Raw genomic sequence first — 20,400 nt, 5'->3', positions numbered from 1 at the left:
GAATGCATTACACTTTAGATAGATGGATTACTAGACGAAGGGCGTGGAAGGTATGTCATATAATTTAAATAATGCGGATGGTGTCGTGAACGTCTCGCAACAAGTCATCGAGGTCATCGCAGGTGTAGCCGTTCAAGAAACAGAAGGCATTGCCTTTACAGCAGATGATTCGAAATTACAGGAAAAACAGATGGTCAAACTTGTAAAAGTCGAAGATGTCGGCGGCGACATCACGGTCAGTTTATCTGTGCATATCAAATACGGCATGTCGATCATCAAGACAGCTGGAAAAGTCCAAGAACGAATCGCGCAAGACATGGAAAATATGCTCGCGTTCCAACCAAAAGCAATCAACGTCCGTGTCATCGGACTCTTAAAAGGATAAGGAAAACGTCTCGGCATCTTGTGTGCCGAGACGTTTTTTTATGAAGAAGGTGGGAGATAGCGGAGTCCGAGAGCATCGACGTGCGGGGCGGTGCAGGAAAAACGGAGACGGATTGCTTGTTGGCTATAAGCAGGTAAGGAGAGTCCGGGATGGGTGACATCTGCGATTGGCGTTTCGTCATCCATCAGTTCAAGCGTTAGCGCCTCGAGTGTCAGCGTCTGATCGCTCGCATTACGGACGAGAACGATTGCTGTCACAGTGTCTAGCTCGCGCATGATTGAAACTGGTAAGAGGGACCAACCGTCTGCGGGTGGTGTCGGATGCGAATAAGCGACTTGGCGGATCATCCGTTGCTCGAGTTCCGTGGAGTCGTCTTCGATGAAGAGCTCCGTCAGAGTCTCGCTTGAAAAGACGAGTTGTAGCGGCTCCGTCAACTGTTCGAGGTCGACGAAACATTCGTCTTCTTCAAACGTCAACCAGAGCGGTAACGTCGCCATCGGAAGGATGACCGGGACCTCCTCGATACTGAGAACTTTACGAGCAACAAGTTCATCACCGGATAAAGCAAGGACGACGAGGTCATTCAGGTGGAACGACCGAGACAACGTGTTTTGGAACAAGGCGATGACATGAAGCGGACGGTGTGATAAGACTTGAAACAGATGGATCGCCATCTGATTGGCTTCTAGATCAGGCAGTTGTTTCACGACGTGACGAAAGACGTATTCATCTTCCTTGACGATCGGCATGTCCTCCGTGAAGTAGAGCGGGGGACGGAACACTTCATTCGACGTGTGCATGGTGCAGTTCTCCTTCGCTATCGTGTGTCTGTTCGGCGCGGCAGATGCCTGAAAGGACCTGTTTCTCGAAACTTGCAATGGCATATTCAAAATAATCCATGCCTTCCCGTTCGAAGATGCGGACCGGTTGTTCTTGTCCGTAACTGCGGAGATGAATCCCTTCTTTTAAAGTGTTCATCGCCGTCAGGTGGCGCGTCCATTGCTCGTCCAGTGCAAGGAGGATGAAACGTTTGACGGTCTCTTTTTCAGCTGTGACATGGGCAACGAGTAGGGCTTCGGTTTCAGCAATCAGCGGCTCGAGTTGTCGTTTCATCTCGTCGATCGTCTCCAGTCGTTTTAACGTGACTGGTTGATGTAACAGTTGCTCGAGTTCTGTCATGACGAGAGCCAGTGGCCATTCTTCTGGAACGAGATCGTCAGAGAGTGTTTGGTCGAGGATCGACGGCAAGACACGTCCTGCAAATGGCTGAACGATATCCTCGAGTGACATCGCATCAACGATTCTGTTCCGGAGATGATAGATCGCTTGCCGTTGTTCACTGATGACTTCTTCGAGCTGAACGAGTTCATCCCGAACACTTCGGTTGACAGATTCACATGTCGACTGAGCGAACTGCAATAGATCCCGGACGTCACGCGAAGTGAGCGGACCGGCAGTATTTCGTACTTTTTGTTGCACACGCTCAAGGCGATCGCGCGCGAAACGGCGTGGCAGTTCATCTTCGAGCGAAAGATAAAACTGCGTCAATCCAGGATCACCCTGGCGACCTGCCCGACCACGCAACTGGTTGTCGATCCGGATCGATTCATGGCGTTCGGTACCGATGACGAACAAGCCGCCTTGTTGTCGTGCCGCTTCATCGAGTAAAATATCCGTTCCGCGACCTGCCATATTGGTCGCGATCGTGATTCGACCAGCTTGTCCGGCAGCCGCAATGATCCGGACTTCCTGATCGACGGTTTTAGCGTTCAGGATCTCGTAGGTGAGTCCGTGCGCATCAAGTGTCTTCGCGACGCGCAAGGACTGTTCAATCGATGAAGTCCCGATCAAAACCGGTCGTTCCGTGACGTGTGCCGATTTTGTTGCCAGCGCGATGGCTTCTAGCTTTTCGTCGCGTGTTGCAAAGACGACGTCCTCTGCATCGATCCGAATTTTCGGGCGGTTCGATGGAATCGTCACGACGTCCATGCCGTATGTCTTTTGAAGTTCTTCCCGTGACGTCGCCGCCGTACCGGTCATTCCAGCTACCTGATGATAGAGACGGAAGTAATGTTGGATCGTGATTTGGGCGGTCGTCCGGTTCTCTTCCGTGACCGGAACCCCTTCTTTTGCTTCAAGGGCTTGGTGTAAACCATCGGATAGACTGCGTCCTTCCATCAGACGACCTGTGAAGAGGTCGACGAGCGCGATTTTTTGATTCTTGATGATATAATCGACATCTCGTTTGAGAACGACATGGGCACGTAAGGCTTGAATGACGTAATGGAAGAGGACGGAATGCTCGGCGGCAAACAGATGATCAATCGCAAACGCCTCTTCGATTGTTTCGATGCCATGATCGGTCAAGGCGACGGCTTTGATTTCTTCATCAAACGTATAATCCCGCTCGTCTTCAAACGTCTGGACGACATGACGGACGAGTTGTTGTAATCCTTCGTGGACACTGTCTCGTTCCGCCATGATGAGTGGCGTTTTCGCTTCATCGATTAAAATGCTATCGACTTCGTCGATTAAGGCGAAGTGCAGGGGCCGTTGCAGACGTTCCGTCGGCTCTATGATCAGATGATCCCGCAGGTAATCGAATCCGAATTCAGTCCCGACACCGTATGTAATATCTGCTGCGTAGGCAATCCGTTTTTCCTCAAACGTTGCTTCAGCGGAATTGATTCCGACCTGCAATCCTAAAAAACGGTGGATCTGACCGATTTGTTCAGCATCGCGTCGTGCTAGATACTCATTGACGGTAATGACGTGAACGCCTTTTCCATATAACGCTTGGGTGAAGCTCGCGAGTGAAGCGACGAGCGTCTTTCCTTCACCTGTCGCCATTTCGGCGATTTGTCCTTCCAGTAGTGCGAGTCCGCCCATGAGCTGCACATCGTAGTGTCGTAAGCCGAGCGTCCGTTTACTCGCTTCTCGAACAAGCGCAAACGCCATTGGTGAGATTGCATCAATCCGTTCTCCGTTTCGTAGCCGTTCCCGCAACGAAATCGTCAACTCCCGTAACGCTTCATCAGATGTTTGCTCCATTTCTCGTTCTAAGCTATTGATCGTCGTTACGATTTTTTCATAACGATGAACTCTTCGACTTTGATCATTCAACAACTGTTTAACACGTTGAAACATCTTCGTCACTCCCTCATATGCTATGAAGTCATTATAGCAGTTAAAAATTGTAAAACGAATAGTAAAAAACGAAATAAGTAAAACATTCCCTTAAAATTGAAAGCGTTATCAAAAAGAAGGTATCTCAGCTTTAAAAACAAAGAATCAGAAATATTTGATAACGCTTGCAAAGAGTCGAGAGAACCAGTAAAATTATTCATGAGGCAAGTGCAATCGTTTGCGCAAAGTCATTCGATTTCTTGCCTTGCATGGACGATGGAAGAAAGGATGGATGTCGGATGGCACCAACGATCGAAGCGGTCATTTTTGATTTAGACGGCGTAATTACCGATACAGCAGAGTATCACTACTTAGCGTGGAAACAATTAGGAGAGGATTTGGATATCCCGTTCGACCGGGAATTTAATGAGACATTAAAGGGTGTCAGCCGGATGGATTCACTCGAGCGTATCCTTGCGCTTGGCGGAAAACAAAACGCTTTTTCAGAGGACGAGAAGCTAGCACTCGCCGCTAAGAAAAATGAACACTATGTCACATTGATCCAGCACATCTCTGAACAGGATCTTCTTCCTGGAATCACTGCATTCCTCGATGAAATCCGAAACGCTGGGCTGAAGATCGGAATGGCGTCCGCCTCTAAAAATGCGCTGATGGTCGTTGAGGCATTAAAGGTTCGACACTATTTCGATGACATCGTAGACGCTGCGACTGTTGCACAATCGAAACCACACCCTGAAGTGTTTCTCCGTGCTGCAGAAGCACTCGACGTCGAACCGAGTCGTTGCATCGGTGTAGAAGATGCGACGGCTGGCATTACTGCCATCCACGCTGCCGGCATGTATGCCGTCGGAGTCGGACCGGAGTCGGCACTCCATGAGGCAGACTATCGTGTCGATTCGACAGATTTGCTTTCCCTTGAGCAAATCCTCGCTAGTCGCTCCCTTGTCTGAACCATTCCCTGATGGTGAAGGACATTCCTTGAAAGTTATGTATTTAAAAAGGATCGCTTCCCTGAGCGATCCTTTTTAATATGCGGTTGATTTAAAGCGAAGCGAGGATTCCGTCCGCGATTGCTTGCGCGTAGCGGGATTGATATGTCGGATTCGTAAGTTTCGCACGATCCGAACTGTTCGAGAGGAAACCGAGTTCTGCTAGAATCGATGGCGCTTGTGTGCCGCGAATGACAGCATAGTTCGCATAGTGAACGCTTCGGTTACGCATGCCAGCATACGAGACGAGACGTTGCTGAACGTTCTGAGCGAGGTTGATCGAAGAAGCACCCTTATAGTAGAAGGTCTCTGCTCCATATGCCTGTTCACTCGTTGAAGCATTGATATGAACACTGACGAAAGCAGTCGTCGCATGACTGTTCGCAAGGGCGCTCCGTTCTCCAAGTGACGGGTAGTAATCGTTTGTATAACGTGACATCGTCACATCGACTTTTCCGGCAAGACGTTCAGCGACTTGTTTCGTGACTGCAAGAACGATGTCACGTTCCGTAACGCCGTAACGAACCGCGCCTGCGTCATGTCCACCATGACCTGGGTCAAGGACAAGCAATGGACGGTTTGATGGTGCCGGTTGGAACAGTGTCAGATACGTCGCATCGACATAACCGCTTTGACCACTTGCTGTCCGGACGGCGACGAAGCCTTTCGTTTGATGCCGCGGATTCGTGACGACGACAGGGGTCCCCCGACCGAGACGGGCGATTTGACCACTGAGCGTTGAAGTATTCGCACGAAGAGCGACACTGTTACCGGACGAGATCAAGACATACATCTTCGAACCACTGTAGTCAACGTTTCCAGTCGTCGAGGCAGGGACGGAAGCCCCTTTCTTCAAGTATGTCCCCATGACATAACCTGTCTTCCCTTGGTACTGCACCGTATGCCAGTTCGATTTAACGGCGAGGGAGCTGACTGCTGTTCCACTCGGAATCGTTGTAAGTACTTTCCCGGACGTCGAAGGGGACGAACGGAAGTTCAAGCGATCGGTCGTCGTATAGACCGTGGTCTTAGCTGGTGCAGCTACTTTCTTCAAATAAGAACCCGAAACATAACCAATCTTGTTCGCATAGGTCACTTTATACCAATTTCCGCTTTTAAAACTCGATTGTACGCCTGTCCCTTTAGGAATCGTCAACAAGCGATTAGAAGACGTCGTTGCCGCACTACGTAAGGACAACGCATCGGTCGTCTTATAGGACGTCTTCGTAAAGGACGTACCACGCTCAATCTTTTTCAGGTAAGATCCCGTCACATAACCCGTCTTTCCTTTATATGACAACTTATACCAAGAGCCTTTACGGTAGTTTGACGTGACGTTCGTCGTCTTCGGGATCGTCAGTAGTTTCTTCGAAGAGGTCGAATTCGAACTACGTAAATTCAAAGCATCCGTCGTCTGATACGAAGTTTTCGTAAAGGTTGTGCCGGTCGCAGCCGATACAGTAGAAGTAGAAGCGAAGCAACCGGATACCAACGAAAGTACTAAAGCGGTCTGAAATGTTTTAGGTAATTTGCCCATTAAATTTCCAGTCTCCTTTTCGTTAAAATAAGAAAGATATATCTTGTATTAATAGAACTTAAGTATTATTAAAATAGTTAAATCTCGAAATTATATGTTCCGTTTTCATTCCTTTCTGTTAATATGAAGTGTAGCCAATTTATCGGTAAGGATATGAAAATATTACAGGATAATTAAATAATTAAAGAAATTATATATTATCGAGGCAAATTATAGTTTAACATATTTCAAAATACATACAATTGAAACACAACTGAAACATTAATGTATAAAATAGGAAAGAGGGGCAAGGAATGGGGAACAGTGAACACATCTACCGCGAACTAATGGAAATCGAAGAGGAATACCGTCGTCTGCAACGACGCGCCGAGTATTTGATCTCGGAATTAAGCCGTGGAACGGGAGAACATTCGCAAGAAATCGCCGTCACGCATGAGCGTCCGTTAAAGCAACGTCGCGTCAATCAACGGTATCCACTAGAAGTCTACGTGCACCAAATCAGTGATTTAATGCGCGAGCGTGAATCGATGACAGCACGTGATATCCAAATGGAACTCGAGTTACGTTATCGTCACCAAATCAGCAATATCTATCAATTGATGGCGAAAGTCGAACAGGCAAACCCTGCCATTAAGAAAGTCGGACGCGGTATCTATACATATGATCCAGCTGCTGAAGTACCGATCTTCATGTAAGAGCCGCTCGTCGGCTCTTTTTTTTTATGATATAATTCGCGCAGGAGCGTGATGTTACTATGTTATGGACTGCGTCCATCGTCTGTTTTATCGCCGCCTTACTGATCACACCCGTCGTGAAACGCTTTGCGATTGCAGTCGGTGCCGTTGACAGTCCAGACGCGCGAAAAGTACATGTCCGAATCATGCCGCGACTTGGCGGACTTGCGATCTATATCGCGTTCATGATCGGTTATTTTATCTTACAACCTTCGAGTCCGTATGCGACGCATATTCTAGTCGGCGGATTCGTTATTATTTTGACAGGTGCCTTTGATGATCGATTCCAGCTCAATGCCCGTTTAAAGCTGATGGGGCAAATCGTTGCCGCCGTCATTGTCCTCAACGGTGGGATTCGGATCGAGTTCATCAATTTACCGTTCGACCAACAATTATATCTCGGGTGGTGGAGTGTTCCGTTGACGTTCCTTTGGGTCATCGGGATCACGAACGCCGTCAACTTGATTGATGGATTAGATGGTTTAGCAGCCGGTGTCTCAAGTATCGTCTTGTTGACATTGATCAGTCTTGCCGTCATCCAAGGAAACGTCTACGTGACGATCGTCGCGATTCTCTTATTGATGAGTACGTTCGGCTTCTTGTTCCATAACTTTTACCCAGCGAAGATTTTCATGGGCGATACGGGTGCTTTGTTCCTCGGGTATATGCTCGGTGTGTTGTCGTTACTTGGATTCAAGAACGTGACGCTGTTCTCACTTGCCGTCCCGGTCATTTTGCTTGGTATCCCGATTTCCGATACGTTATTTGCGATCGTCCGCCGGGTGTTGCAAGGAAAACCGCCATTCGCACCGGACAAAGCTCATTTGCATCACCGGTTACTTGATCTTGGCTTTACAATGCGACAAGCGGTCCTTGTCATCTATGGACTCTGTGCAATTTTTGGGATGACGGCAGTTCTCTTTTCTCAGACGAACTCACTTGGGGCACTTGTCTCCCTCGTCATGTTACTGCTTGTCCTCGATATTTTAGTCGAGTCGCTTGGTTTGCTCGGTGAACGCTATCGTCCATTATTGAATTTGTTGGAACGTTTTACATCGAGATAGCGTATGATAAAGACCGCTCAGAAAATGAGCGGTCTTTTTTTAGGAAGGAAGTGTTAGGTTGGAACAACAGTTGAATCAACGCATCGTTTATTTAGATGTGTTACGGGGTTTTGCATTATGCGGAATCCTATTCGTCAATATGCCAAGTTTTCTTGGCGATCGATCACATGCGATGATGGGGGAAGTGGACCAATGGATTCGTCTGTTTTTTGACCTTTTCATCCAGACGAAATTCTATACGCTGTTTAGTGTCTTGTTCGGAGCAGGATTCTATTTGTTCATCCAGCGTTTGCGACAAAAAGGATTATCGAAGATGATTTTTGCGCGTCGTCTAGGGATTCTTTTTCTCATTGGACTGGTACATTTATGCTTGTGGCAGGGCGATATTTTACATACGTATGCGTTGACTGGTTTCATCTTGTTATTATTTACGAAAGCAAAGCCGATTACGAAAATGTTAGTTGCAGTCGTCGGTCAAGTGTATACTTTCCTGATTTACATATCGATTTACCAATATGCTAACGAATTCGGAGATGAATCGAGTATCGAAGAGAATGATTTCTTGCAATCGTTGGTCGCTTCCCGGGATATTGTCGGCTTCATTCACGATGAGATAACCGTTCAACTACCGCAATCCTTTCTGAACACCGGTATCATATGGCCGCAAATTCTGTCGCTGTTCTTAATCGGGGCATTGTTGATGGAACGTTTCAGCACACGACCGCCGACGAATCGTTTTCTCTGGTGGACGCTCGGAATCAGCCTGTTGCTGACGGTGCCATCATTCGTAGGAATCATTCATTCACATATGGACGTACCAGACGGTTCATCTAATCTCTTTTATGTCTGGTTATCAGGTCGGACGCTTGCTATCACCTATGCTTGTGCTGTCGCATTACTCGTCCGTGCTGGACGAATGCGGTGGTTTGCTGGACTGGGACGGATGGCATTGACGAACTATTTAATGCACACACTCGTCTTTACATGTTTCATCTTCCTGAGCGGTCAGTTTGAAACGACGCCTTTATGGCAAGGTCTGTTACTTGTATTCCTGATTTTGATTACGCAAGGTATCGCATCAAACAGATATCTAAAGCATCATGCACAAGGTCCCATGGAAAAATTGTGGCGAAAGGGAACATACGGGAAGAAAAATCATTGAAGTTCACGAGAACTTAACAATTTTTATGTAAAATGAAAGATGGAGGTGAAACATGCATCGTTTAATCGAAATCTTTCTAGTGTCGTTTAAGCTCGGATGGACGTCGTTCGGTGGTCCGGTCGCCCATCTCGGATATTTTTATGAAGAATATGTCAAACGGAAAAAATGGATCGACGAGAAAGCCTATGCTGACTTAGTCGCGCTCTGTCAATTCTTACCCGGTCCAGCCTCGAGTCAGGTTGGAATGGGCATCGGACTGATCCGTGGTGGGGTAGCAGGAGCAATTATTTCCTTCATCGGCTTCACGTTGCCGTCGAGTATCGCCTTGATTCTGTTCGCGCTTCTTGCGACACGGTTCGACGTTGCAGAAGCTGGATTCATTCACGGTTTGAAGCTCGTGGCAGTTGCGATTGTCGCTGACGCCGTTCTGGGTATGGGAATAAAGCTTGCGACAGGTGCCAAACGCCTGACCTTGATGTTACTGGCGCTCGCAGGCGTGCTCTTGATTGCCCATCCATTGGTGCAAGTCGGAGTTTTACTACTCGCAGGTCTTATTGCCTTCTTCTGGTTCAAAGAAGGAACGGAGACAGGTGGTTCATTGTCAATTCGCGTACCACGAATGCTTAGCGTCACCGCACTCGTCTTGTTTTTCGTCTTACTCACCGTCACGCTGTTTCTCGCTCAAGCGACAACTGGAACCATCCAGCTGACGAGTATCATGTACAGTGCCGGAGCTCTCGTCTTTGGTGGCGGGCACGTCGTCTTGCCGTTTCTTGAGCAATCGCTCGTACCTGGACTCATGAATACGGATACGTTCCTTGCCGGATATGCAGCGGCACAAGCGGTACCGGGACCTCTCTTCACATTCGCGACGTATCTCGGTACGATCGTCTCTGGTATTTCTGGAGGCATCCTTGCGACGCTTGCGATTTTCTTACCCGGTTTCTTACTCGTCATCGGTGTTTTGCCGTACTGGGATCGCATCCGAAAAAATCAGTCGGTTGGTCGGATGTTGATCGGGGTCAACGCTGCCGTCGTCGGTATCTTACTCGCGGCATTGTACGATCCGATTTTTACATCGAGTATTAAAAGTGGACTCGACTTCTTGATGGCTTTCGGATTATTTTGTCTGTTACGTTTTTACAAGCAGTCACCGCTTCGTATTGTTCTGATCGGTGCAGTGCTCGGGTTTCTTTTCTTCTAATAACAAAGCAGCAGCGGACATTTGTCCACTGCTGCTTTGTTATTAGACGTCACATGCGCGTCAAGAAGACGAGTTCAATCTCATCGCGGAATACGCGTTGAACTTTCGTGAAGCCGAAGCGAGCATAAAGAGCGAGCGCAGGAAGATTACGCGCGCCAGTCATGACATGTTTTGCGTGACTGTGTTCGAATAGATGTTGCAACAAGGATTGTGCAATCCCTTGCCGGAAGTATGCCGGATCAACGACGAGACGGGTGATTGTCAAATTGTCAACCGTGACGGCACCAGTGATGTTATCGTCGATAACATAAACAAAACCAGTCGGTGCCTCTATGTTGATGTCATCAATCGTTTCGCGTAATGGCGGGAAATCAGCAGTTTCGAGTAATCGTGCTTCAATCTGATAAGCGCGGCGCTGAACATCTAATAGTGACGTATGATCAGTTGGTTGAAGTGACCGAATCATCTGCAGCCTCCGTCGTCGTGCCGTCCGTTGTCTCATCAGTCGGTAGATTGAGCTGTTCCTTCAACGTCGTTTTTGCATCCGCAAGTGAAGTCGGATCAAGTTGGTAGTAGTAGACGCCGTTGATTTTCGTATCCGTTCCTTTTAAATCAATCCGGTTGATCGAACCGATTTTTTTGATGAATGGTTGCAATTGGAATGCTTCCGTCAACGACATGTTCGTTTTGAAGTTATCACCGGTCGCATCCATCAGACTGTTCAATTTCGTGATGGAACCGAATGAGGTGGATTGATCGACGATCGCTTCGACGATTTGTTGTTGGCGTTTTGTTCGACCGATATCACCTTCAGGATCTTGATAACGCATTCGGGCATAAGCGAGTGCTTCCTCTCCGTTCAACGTTTGTTTCCCCGGCTCCAATTTGACGCCATTGCGCTTATCGGATGAGTCGAGCGTATCGATTGGTAATTTGACGTCGACATCGATGCCACCTAAGGCGTCAACGATCGCGACGACACCGTTGAAGTTGATCGAGGCGTAATAGTCGATGGGGATATCAAGTAATGTCTCGACGGTTTCAATCGTTGAATCGATGCCACCGAAGGCATAGGAATGGTTGATCTTATCTTCATAACCAACCGAAGGAATCTGGACAAGTGAATCACGAGGAATACTGACCATATCGACCGTCTGATCATTCTTGTTGAATGTCGCGACGATCATCGTGTCAGCACGTGAGGAGGTATCGCCAGGTCGTTCATCCGTTCCGACAAGCAAGACAGAAAAGTGGTCTTTCGTCAAATCAATCGCAGCTTTTCGTTTCTCAGACTTGTCACCACGAGCTAAATCGACTTTTGAGTCGTTTGCGGTCTGAAATGTCTTGTACGCGACATACGCGAAGGTCGCCCCTCCGCCAATAAGCACGATAAGAAAACTGATCACGAACACTTTGAACCAAGAACGTTTTTTCTTTATCTTTTTTTTATTGCTTCGGGTTCGCTCTTCCACGTTCATTAACCCCTAACTTTATCTGAATTTTTGAAAAACTTTAAAATTCTTTACAATCAGTATAGCAGTTCAAGAAATAATGTCACGTTCGAGGTAGCGTGTAGAGCCGATTGACAACTCAGCTTGACCATTCGTCATATTCGTCATCCAGTCGAGAAAATCCGGAACATCGGCTGTCTTGACGAGGACGTCGATCTGGACTTGATCGAGGTAATGGATCTGATCAATTGGATGGACGCTTGCCCGCAGTTCGTTCTCGAGTTTTCCAAGCCATGTATAATCGACGGTGACGGAGACGACAGTATGTTCGATCCGTTCGACGACGCCGACTGCGTTCAGTGCTTCAGAAACGCTCGAACCATAAGCACGGATCAATCCACCGCCACCCAGCTTGATACCGCCGAAATATCGTGTCACGACAACGACCGTATCGCGTAAGTCTCGCTTTTTCAATACTTCAAGCATTGGAACACCGGCCGTTCCGCTCGGTTCACCGTCATCATTCGCTTTTTGGATCTCATTGCGTTCACCGATGACGTAGGCGGAACAATTATGGTTCGCATCGTGGTGTTTTTTTTTCAGCTCGGAAATGAACGCCTGGGCTTGTTCTTCCGTCGTTGCACGCGCTAAATAGGTAATGAATCGTGACTTTTGGATAATGATTTCGTGGAAACCGTTTTCTTTTACTGTATAATAATTAGATAATGTCATAATCAAAAATGTCCTCCTCGTTAACTAGTTCTTTCTAGCATAACGACGTTCCAAGAGAGAGACAACCGTAGACGACTGGCAAGGAATGGAGGGAGTACCATGACGAATGAGATGAGGGAGCGGCTATCCTTGAATGATATCGTACAGAACATCATCGGCGTCGTAGAAGAGAGTCGGGAAGAAATCGTCCGGATTACGGAAAGTTCTCGCGAACAGTATGCCGAAATTCAGCAAGAACTACGCGACCTGAAGATTCGGGTGCACGACTATATAAAAGAAGCAGAACGACTTGAACGGCACATCAAGGATGCGAAGGCGCGACTCGTCGTCGTCAGTAAGAACTTCGACAGCTACTCGGAACAGGATGTCCGGTCGGCCTATGAGACTGCAAATGCGTTGCAGCTCGAATCGTTCATCAATCAACGAGACGAGATGAATTGCCGAAAACGACGTGATGAGCTCGAGCGCCGACTGATTCAGCTCGATGAGACGATAGAACGAGCAGATCAATTGATTGGACGTGTCTCGGTCGTCTTGAACTTCTTGACGGACGATATGCAGATGATGAATGAAAAATATGAAAAGGCGATGCAAAAGCAGGAGATGGGTCTAAAAGTCTTCCAGTCCGCCGAAAATGAACGCCGCCGGCTGTCGCGCGATATGCATGATGGTCCGGCACAGACGCTTGCCCATGTCTTGATCCGGGCAGATTTGATTGAAAAGATTCACCAGCACAATGGGGCAGAGGCAGCTTTTGAAGAGATTCACCGTTTACGGACGTTGATTCGGGATGGGCTTGCTGATATCCGTCGTATCATATACGATTTACGTCCGATGACGCTTGACGATCTCGGATTCGTTCCGACGCTCGAACGTTATCTTCGTCATATTCAAGAAATTTCGAATATTCCGGTTCACTTCAACTATCTTGGAGGCGGTGAACGAATCGATTCGACGTATGAAGTCGCCGTTTTCCGAATCGTGCAAGAAGCCGTTCAAAATGCAGTTAAGCATTCCAAAGCGAGTGACATTCGTATTATCATAGAACAATATCAACATTCCGTACGAATCCATGTAAAGGATAATGGCGTTGGATTTGATTTTGATTCCATCGTCGCGTCGTGTGACGAGTCATTCGGACTCGTCGGTATGCGTGAACGGATCGAATTGATCGATGGTGAATTCGAAATCGAGACGCAACCCGGAAAAGGTACGGTCATCAAGGTAAAGATTCCGATCGAGGAATCCGAAGCGAGAGGGGAAACACTGTGAACAACGAGCAAGTGAAAGTAGTCATCGTCGACGATCATCAGTTATTCCGCGAAGGCGTTAAACGAATTCTTGATTTCGAAGAAGAGTTCGTCGTCGTAGCGGAGGGGGAAAGTGGAGCGGAAGTCATCTCGCTCGTCGAAACCCACCAACCGGATATCGTCTTAATGGATATCAACATGCCGCAAGTCAATGGTGTCGAAGCAACAAAACGTCTGATGGAAGTCTATCCGGACGTCCGTGTCATCATCTTATCGATTCATGATGATGAGACATATGTCATGCATGCACTCGGTGCAGGCGCGGTCGGTTATCTCTTAAAAGAAATGGCAACCGATGAGCTCGTCAATGCGATTCGTTCCGTATACCGCGAAGGTGGCTACGTCCATCCGAAGGTCACACCGAACTTATTACAGGAATATCGTCGTTTGATGAAGATGAAACAAACGATGGCATCACAGCCTGTTGAAAAACGAGTCGCGGAAGCACCGCTCCACGTTCTAACACGTCGCGAATGCGAAGTCTTACAGTTACTGGCGGACGGCTTCTCAAACCGCGCGATCAGCGATACATTATACATCAGTGAAAAGACGGTTAAGAACCACGTCTCATCGATCCTTCGGAAGATGAATGTACCGGACCGTACTGGTGCCGTCGTCGAATCAATCCGCCGTGGATGGGTCGTCGTCTAACATCTCGAAAGACAGGAGCCGGGGCTCCTGTCTTTCTTTTTTTATCCAAGGAAAAATGCTACACTTAAAAACGATTGTGGCGTGTCACATTCGGCAGCGTCACGACGGAACTATAAAAGCGAGGAAATTCACGGATGAGCCAGATTGTGATCTTAACGGATAGCACAGCCTATCTGCCAACTACCTATTGTGAAGAACATCAAGTGCACGTCGCACCACTTAGTGTCATCTTCGACGGTGACGCCTATCGAGAAGGGTTTGACATCTCAGTAGCTGAATTTTATAAACGCATCCAGACGGGCAGCCTCCCGACGACATCACAACCGAACATCGGTGATCTCGTTGCGTCGTTCGAGCAATTGCCGGAAGGAACGGATATCATCGGTATCACACTATCGAGTGGGATCAGTGGAACGTATCAAGCGTTACATACGATCAACATGATGGTGGAGCATGTTAACGTTCATCCAATCGATTCACGTATTTCCTGTATGCCGCAAGCGTTTCTCGTCCAAGAAGCCGTTCGTTTGCGAGATGCAGGAGCGACGGCAGAGACGATCGTTAATCGTCTGGAGACATTAAAAAAACAGATTCGAGCCTACTTCGTCGTCGACGATCTAGCCCACCTTCAGCGTGGTGGACGTTTGAGTGTCGCACAGGCATTCGTCGGCTCATTTCTGAAGATAAAACCGGTCCTTCACTTCATCGACGGGAAAATCGTTCCGTTCGAAAAAATCCGGACGTTCAAGCGAGCGGTCAATCGAATCGAGGAAATGATGAAGGAAGACATCAAAGGGGATGGAGCAGGATATGTCATCGGTGTCATCCATGCGGAGGATTCTATGAAAGCAGAAGCAGAAATTGCCGAACTAACGGCACTTTTCCCGCAGGCACGCATCGAGATGAGCTTCTTCGGACCCGTCATCGGGACACACCTCGGACCTGGTGCAATTGGGATCACGTGGTATCATGCAGCGGAATGAACAACATATCCGATAAAACAGATGAGCAGCAGGAATTCTCTTACGTTGAGAATACCTGTTGCTTTTGTTTTGTCAAAATCCTCGATTTTCATGAATGATTCTACTTACGAGGACTTTTAGAGACATAACATACACTATTTTCTTAAATTGACTGAGGAAAAAAGCGATGGAGCAGGAACGTATGCGGACAAGGAGATACCAGGCATATGCGAGAAAGGAACGTCACAGAAAGGAGAGGTCATGATGATGGATCTTCGAGGACGACTCGTACCTGCTGAATGGATAGATACACCAAACGAAACATATCGATACATGCCAGCCGTGACATGGCGTTGTCAACGGTGTGGCGCACTACCAGTACGAGGTGCCTGTACATGTGGAAAAGCCTGTTATTATTGTCGAAAATGTCTCGCTTATGGCAAATTGCGAAGCTGCGGGAGGCTCGTGACGGATTTGGAGGCGCTTGATCCAGTGATCCCGTCGCAACACGGACCATTGTTGTTGACGCCGGCGCAACTGCGCATCGCACAAGCAATCCAGCAGACCGTCTTGCGTCCGAAACGACTTCTTGTCCATGCCGTGTGTGGTGCCGGAAAAACGCCGATGCTCTTTCCAGGAATCGCCGACGCCCTTACAAACGGACGACGTGTTCTTGTCGCAGCACCTCGGGCAGATGTCGTCCGGGAATTGACAGGGCATTTGAAGCGAGCATTCGCAAATACGTCCATTGTCTCTTTATACGGTGGTTCGTCGGAGCGTCTCGAGTTAGGTGACATCACGGTCAGTACGACACACCAATTGATTCATTACCGGCATTGTTTCGATGTCGTCTTCTTGGATGAGGTCGATGCCTTCCCTTACCGGATGGACCGGACGTTGCACCGGTACGTCAAACGAGCGATGACGAAAGACGCTGCCTTGATTTTATTAAGCGCCACCCCTTCGTTTTGGCATCGACGCTTTCCGATAGTCCGACTGATGCGGCGCTATCACGGGTATCCGTTACCGGTACCAAAGCTCGTCGTACCTTATACCGAACAGATCGTATTCGATTGGTTGGCGCGTCATGCTGCTGTACCACGGCTCGTGTTCGTCTCGCGTATTGCGGAGCTTGAGCGATGGCAGAACCGATTCGCAGATGCAGGCTATACCGTCGAGACGGTCCATGCCGCGGATTCAGAACGAGTCGAGAAGGTCCGACGCTTTCGACAATCGACAGGAATCTTACTGACAACGACGATTCTAGAGCGGGGTGTGACGATTGAAAACGTCCAGGTTGCGATTCTTGATGCCGATCAAGGATTCAGTACGTCAGCCTTGATTCAAATCAGCGGACGTGTCGGACGATCGTCGGCGTATCCGGATGGTGACATTTTATTTTGCGCCAATGACCGAAGTGATGCGATGTATGAAGCGATCCATCACATTAAAAAAGCGAATGCCGTGCAACCATGAATCGATGTTTATTCTGTCAAGAGGTCTATCTACCTAGTTGGGAACTCGGAAATCTCTGGACTAGGCAAGTGACCTGTCCGACCTGTAAAATAAAGTTTGTAAAAAGAGGGGAATGCGTCGATTGTGGAAAGCCGGGTTCGCCATGCTGTTCAGATTGTACGGCGTGGCGGCTGCAAGGGCTGACGCTCCAGACGACACCTCTTTATCTGTACAATGATGCAGCCAAGGAATTCATGCGTCGGTTCAAGTTTCTCGGAGATACTGCGTTGCTTGAGATGTTTACCGATGACTTGAAGAAGGTAAAAATCAAACAAGCTGTTCTTGTTCCGATACCGTTAAGCACCGAGCGTCTCGCAGACCGTCGTTTCAATCAAGCGGAGTTGATCGCACGCCAGATGCGTGGGAAAATGGCGCCGTATTTGAGTCGTTTGGAGGGTCCTGCCCAAAGTAAGGCAGGACGACAGGCTCGGCTTGCGCGAAGTAATCCGTTTTGCGTGACAAATGACGTCAAAGGGAAGAACATTGTGCTCGTCGATGACGTCTACACGACAGGTGTGACTCTTCGGCAGGCAATGTTTCGACTGAAGGAGGCAGGCGCAAAAGAAATTTCTGCTGTAACTTTATTTCGAAGTGTTTAAGAAAGCGACAATCCTGCCGATACTCTATATGAGGTGAAAGAAATGGATGTCATCAATTGTAAATCTTGCGGAAAGTTAGTTGTGCGTCAATCTTCAGAACTGTGTATTGATTGCATACGAAAGGATCATACGGATTTTGAGAAGGTGCGCGAATTTCTGCGAGAACGACGAAAAATCCGGACTTCACCTAAAGATGTCGAGATCGGAACGGGTGTCAGTCGAGATACCGTCTTCCGTTACATCAAGGAAGGGCGCTTATTGATCTCCGAGATTTCCCAAATGGAAATCATGTGTGAGAATTGCGGGAAGCCCTCCCGTGAAGGCACGATTTGTGCCGCATGTCGTGATCGTTTACGACGTGACCTCGCCCAGGCGATGCTTGACTCTTCTGACTCTTCGAAACCAAGGACGTATCGGACTTGAACTAAGAATTTTGTAGTCTAGAAAGCAGGTGTTCACATGCGAATTGATTCTACGAAATGGGTGAACATGCCCAAAACGTACGAAAGAACTCAATCAGTAGAAGGAACAAAAAACCAACGCACGAACCGTCCGGACGAAGTCAGTATCTCAACAGAAGCGCGCGCGCGTTTTAATGAGACACAGACGTCACGGACTGAAAAGATTGAATCCCTCAAGCAGGCGATCCAGGATGGAACCTATAAACCGGACGCGAAAAAAATCGCGGAACGTTTCTTGAACCTGTAAGCGGAACATCGTAGAAAATGGAGGCGACTCGGGGCACGGATGCGCGGGTCGTTTTTTATATGAATGGAACCTTTTTAATTCGGAAGGAGAAACCGAATGCAACTCATCAATCAGCTTAACGAGGCGCATGCTCAATTGCTCGCGCTCGCAGAAGAAAAGAAGCACGTCTTGATTGCAAACGACATGCGTCGCTTGTCTGAAATCGTTAAAGAAGAACCCGTACATATCAAACGGATCGAAGGACTAGAACAAGAGCGACTTGCACTCATGGGGAGCGTGACGATGACGGAATGGATCGCGACGCATCCGGAAGATGTCGACTCACTCCGAACGTTGTTGCAGACGATCGGTCAACTGCGGCAGCTGAATGCACTGAACGCAGAGCTGCTCGAGCAATCGTTGCACTATTTGGATTGGCATCTCCAACTCTTGATTCCAGAAGCAGACGACTTCACATATGGTCAGTCCGCACTGAACCAGACACACTTTAACCGAAACGCGTAAGGAGGAATACGGATGGGATCGACTTTCATGGGGCTTGAGACAGGACGTCGGGCATTAACGACGAACCAGTGGGCCCTGCAATCGACTGGAAATAACATTGCGAACGCCGGTACGGAAGGATTCTCTCGTCAGCGTCTCGTCATGGGAACGACAGAACAGCTTTCGATATCGCTTGGATCTGGCCGAAATGGTCAAGTCGGAACGGGTGTCCGTGGAGAAATGGTCGAGCGGATTCGAGACATCATGCTCGATAAGCAATACCGGGATGAAGTGACGAAAGTTTCCTATTACGGCACGAAGGAAGCGGCTTTCGGACGGATGGAAGATATCATCAATGAACCGTCGGATACGGGTCTTGCGAAGGCATTCGACGGATTCTGGGAATCACTTCAGACTTTGTCGACGAATCCGCAGGACTCGGGTGCGCGCAGTGTCGTCCGGCAAAAAGCAGAGACGCTCGCACAGACCTTCAATTACATGTCGAAGGCAATCAATCAGGTCAAATCAGACTTAAAAAGTGAAATGGATGTCTCGACGAAAAAAGTCAATGATCTCTTGCAAAAAATCCATAACATTAATACGGAAATCCATGTCGTCGAACCGCTCGGTACCTTGCCGAACGCGCTCTATGATGAACGTGATCGCTACTTTGATGAACTTGCTCAATATGTCGATTTCGAAAAAGTGACGGTAGACGCTCAGGCGATTGAAACAGGGAAGATGGGGAATGCGTTACGCAATGCAGAAGGACGTATTGACGTCAACATCAAGTTTCCGAATGGGGACAAGCTGCTTGCGGTCGACTCCGACTTACCGAAAGCAGGGACACTAACCTTCACGACGAACGATCAAGGACTATACACAGGCTTCAAATCGGAGACACAAACCTACACGTTCGATCAGCTAGGCGGTTTCTCAACAGGTCGTTTGACAGGATTGATCGAGATGTACGGGCAAGAACGAAACGGTCAAGCTGTCGGTGAATACGTCAAGATGGAGAGTCAACTTGATGAGATGGCGAAGACCTTCGCCGATGCGTTCAACGCCGCGCACGCGACGAACTTGAAAAAAGACGGGACAGCGGGATCGAATGCGTTCTTTGCTTCGACAAGTGGCGACATCACGGCAGCAACGATTTCTGTCGGTACGGACATCAAAGCGAGTCTCGATAACATCGCGACGTCGACGGACGGAAACATCGGTGACAGCCAAGGTGCGCTGAAACTAGCGAAGATGAAGACGGCAAGCATTACGTTTACGAAGTCGGACACGACGACGACGATCGGCTCGTTCTATCAAAACGTCATCGGCAACATGGCAGTCTCGACCGAACAAGTCGCGCGCCTTGGGAAGAGTGCCGCTGTCTTGATGGAAAGTGCGGATCAACGCCGTATGTCGATGTCTGCCGTCTCGATCGATGAAGAGATGACGATGATGATTCAGTATCAACACGCTTATAATGCGGCAGCACGAAATATTACGACCGTCGATGAGATGCTTGATAAAATCATCAACGGTATGGGACTCGTAGGACGGTGATGAATAGATGAGAGTAACACAAACGATGTTGACGAAAACGAATATCGGGCACTTATCCTCAAGCTATCAGCGCTTGAGCACGCTTCAGGAACAATTGATCAGTGGGAAGAAGATTCAACGTCCGTCTGAGGATCCAGTCGTTGCGATGCAAGGCGTGCGTTACCGGACGGAAGTACGAGAAGTCGAACAGTTCAAGAAAAATGCCAG

General features: G+C 48.2%; 21 protein-coding genes and 1 pseudogene. 16 read left to right on the top strand and 6 right to left on the bottom strand.

All coding sequences use genetic code 11. The annotated features are described in order from the left end of the window. Positions 1–52 precede the first annotated feature (52 nt). Positions 53–385 carry an Asp23/Gls24 family envelope stress response protein gene (locus B2751_RS04335; protein WP_029342549.1) on the top strand — a complete coding sequence of 111 codons (333 nt, stop codon included), beginning with the start codon at positions 53–55 and terminating at the stop codon, positions 383–385. Between the two features lie 38 nt (positions 386–423). Here the strand turns inward: B2751_RS04335 and B2751_RS04330 are convergent, their stop codons facing one another. Both B2751_RS04330 and secA2 read right to left on the bottom strand, forming a co-directional pair. Continuing rightward, on the bottom strand, positions 424–1,185 hold the full coding sequence (locus B2751_RS04330; protein ID WP_056063106.1) for an SLAP domain-containing protein: 762 nt from the start codon (positions 1,183–1,185) through the stop codon (positions 424–426). Then, entirely contained in the window at positions 1,169–3,532 is a 2,364-nt protein-coding gene (secA2, locus tag B2751_RS04325; protein WP_290773075.1) for an accessory Sec system translocase SecA2, read from the bottom strand. Before secA2 ends, B2751_RS04330 begins: the two co-directional genes overlap by 17 nt. Before the next feature lie 278 nt (positions 3,533–3,810). Here secA2 and pgmB point away from each other — a divergent pair, with 278 nt between their 5' ends. Continuing rightward, positions 3,811–4,482, top strand: a complete 672-nt coding sequence (gene pgmB, locus B2751_RS04320) for a beta-phosphoglucomutase (protein WP_035410155.1) — start codon at positions 3,811–3,813, stop codon at positions 4,480–4,482. Positions 4,483–4,573: 91 nt separating this feature from the next. On the opposite strand, the gene B2751_RS04315 is transcribed toward pgmB, so the two are convergent. After that, the gene (locus B2751_RS04315) at positions 4,574–6,058 is read right to left on the bottom strand and encodes an N-acetylmuramoyl-L-alanine amidase (protein ID WP_290773073.1); all 1,485 of its coding nucleotides are present in this window, start codon (positions 6,056–6,058) and stop codon (positions 4,574–4,576) included. 293 nt (positions 6,059–6,351) lie between these two features. Here B2751_RS04315 and B2751_RS04310 point away from each other — a divergent pair, with 293 nt between their 5' ends. Genes B2751_RS04310 through chrA form a run of 4 tightly spaced genes read left to right on the top strand, consistent with a single transcriptional unit; the run spans position 6,352 to position 10,222 of the window. After that, positions 6,352–6,753, top strand: coding sequence for a hypothetical protein (locus B2751_RS04310; RefSeq protein ID WP_035410150.1), 402 nt, complete (start codon positions 6,352–6,354; stop codon positions 6,751–6,753). A 59-nt stretch (positions 6,754–6,812) separates the two neighbouring features. Then, positions 6,813–7,856, top strand: coding sequence for a glycosyltransferase family 4 protein (locus B2751_RS04305; protein WP_035410148.1), 1,044 nt, complete (start codon positions 6,813–6,815; stop codon positions 7,854–7,856). Between the two features lie 58 nt (positions 7,857–7,914). Then, the gene (locus B2751_RS04300; protein ID WP_290773070.1) at positions 7,915–9,018 is read left to right on the top strand and encodes a DUF418 domain-containing protein; all 1,104 of its coding nucleotides are present in this window, start codon (positions 7,915–7,917) and stop codon (positions 9,016–9,018) included. Positions 9,019–9,070: 52 nt separating this feature from the next. Further along, complete coding sequence (gene chrA, locus B2751_RS04295) at positions 9,071–10,222, top strand: chromate efflux transporter (RefSeq protein ID WP_290773067.1); 1,152 nt, start codon at positions 9,071–9,073, stop codon at positions 10,220–10,222. A 49-nt stretch (positions 10,223–10,271) separates the two neighbouring features. On the opposite strand, the gene B2751_RS04290 is transcribed toward chrA, so the two are convergent. The 3 genes from B2751_RS04290 to B2751_RS04280 form a co-directional block, all read right to left on the bottom strand. Next, positions 10,272–10,688, bottom strand: a complete 417-nt coding sequence (locus B2751_RS04290; RefSeq protein ID WP_290773064.1) for a GNAT family N-acetyltransferase — start codon at positions 10,686–10,688, stop codon at positions 10,272–10,274. After that, entirely contained in the window at positions 10,663–11,694 is a 1,032-nt protein-coding gene (locus B2751_RS04285; RefSeq protein ID WP_290773061.1) for an LCP family protein, read from the bottom strand. The genes B2751_RS04290 and B2751_RS04285 overlap by 26 nt, the downstream gene beginning before the upstream one ends. A 69-nt stretch (positions 11,695–11,763) precedes the next feature. Continuing rightward, a complete protein-coding gene (locus B2751_RS04280; protein WP_290773056.1) occupies positions 11,764–12,405 on the bottom strand; it encodes a YigZ family protein in 642 nt (213 codons plus the stop codon). A gap of 99 nt (positions 12,406–12,504) precedes the next feature. On the opposite strand from B2751_RS04280, the gene B2751_RS04275 reads away from it, so the two are divergent. The 10 genes and pseudogenes from B2751_RS04275 to B2751_RS04230 form a co-directional block, all read left to right on the top strand. Beyond that, positions 12,505–13,677, top strand: coding sequence for a sensor histidine kinase (locus B2751_RS04275; protein ID WP_035410131.1), 1,173 nt, complete (start codon positions 12,505–12,507; stop codon positions 13,675–13,677). Next, on the top strand, positions 13,674–14,366 hold the full coding sequence (locus B2751_RS04270; protein WP_029342537.1) for a response regulator: 693 nt from the start codon (positions 13,674–13,676) through the stop codon (positions 14,364–14,366). Before B2751_RS04275 ends, B2751_RS04270 begins: the two co-directional genes overlap by 4 nt. Before the next feature lie 134 nt (positions 14,367–14,500). Beyond that, positions 14,501–15,349 carry a DegV family protein gene (locus tag B2751_RS04265; RefSeq protein ID WP_056063083.1) on the top strand — a complete coding sequence of 283 codons (849 nt, stop codon included), beginning with the start codon at positions 14,501–14,503 and terminating at the stop codon, positions 15,347–15,349. Between the two features lie 243 nt (positions 15,350–15,592). Beyond that, positions 15,593–16,804 (top strand): helicase-related protein, encoded by a 1,212-nt coding sequence (locus B2751_RS04260; protein ID WP_290752497.1) that lies wholly within the window; start codon positions 15,593–15,595, stop codon positions 16,802–16,804. 233 nt (positions 16,805–17,037) lie between these two features. Continuing rightward, positions 17,038–17,442 carry a ComF family protein gene (locus B2751_RS04255; RefSeq protein WP_290752494.1) on the top strand — a complete coding sequence of 135 codons (405 nt, stop codon included), beginning with the start codon at positions 17,038–17,040 and terminating at the stop codon, positions 17,440–17,442. Between the two features lie 144 nt (positions 17,443–17,586). Then, positions 17,587–17,865, top strand: a complete 279-nt coding sequence (locus B2751_RS04250) for a hypothetical protein (protein WP_155960182.1) — start codon at positions 17,587–17,589, stop codon at positions 17,863–17,865. 36 nt (positions 17,866–17,901) lie between these two features. Next, positions 17,902–18,150: a flagellar biosynthesis anti-sigma factor FlgM gene (flgM, locus tag B2751_RS04245; protein WP_035410118.1), complete on the top strand. Its 249-nt coding sequence runs from the start codon at positions 17,902–17,904 to the stop codon at positions 18,148–18,150. Between the two features lie 96 nt (positions 18,151–18,246). Further along, the gene (locus tag B2751_RS04240; RefSeq protein WP_290773051.1) at positions 18,247–18,654 is read left to right on the top strand and encodes a flagellar protein FlgN; all 408 of its coding nucleotides are present in this window, start codon (positions 18,247–18,249) and stop codon (positions 18,652–18,654) included. A gap of 12 nt (positions 18,655–18,666) precedes the next feature. Continuing rightward, on the top strand, positions 18,667–20,193 hold the full coding sequence (flgK, locus tag B2751_RS04235; RefSeq protein ID WP_290773048.1) for a flagellar hook-associated protein FlgK: 1,527 nt from the start codon (positions 18,667–18,669) through the stop codon (positions 20,191–20,193). A gap of 7 nt (positions 20,194–20,200) precedes the next feature. Then, positions 20,201–20,400: pseudogene (locus tag B2751_RS04230) on the top strand (flagellar hook-associated protein FlgL); the annotation flags it as partial.

The organism is Exiguobacterium sp. UBA6282 (genome assembly GCF_002440475.1).
GTDB lineage: Bacteria > Bacillota > Bacilli > Exiguobacteriales > Exiguobacteriaceae > Exiguobacterium_A.
The sequence above is the reverse complement of the archived record's forward strand: the minus strand, read 5'-3'. Positions and strand labels throughout refer to the sequence as shown.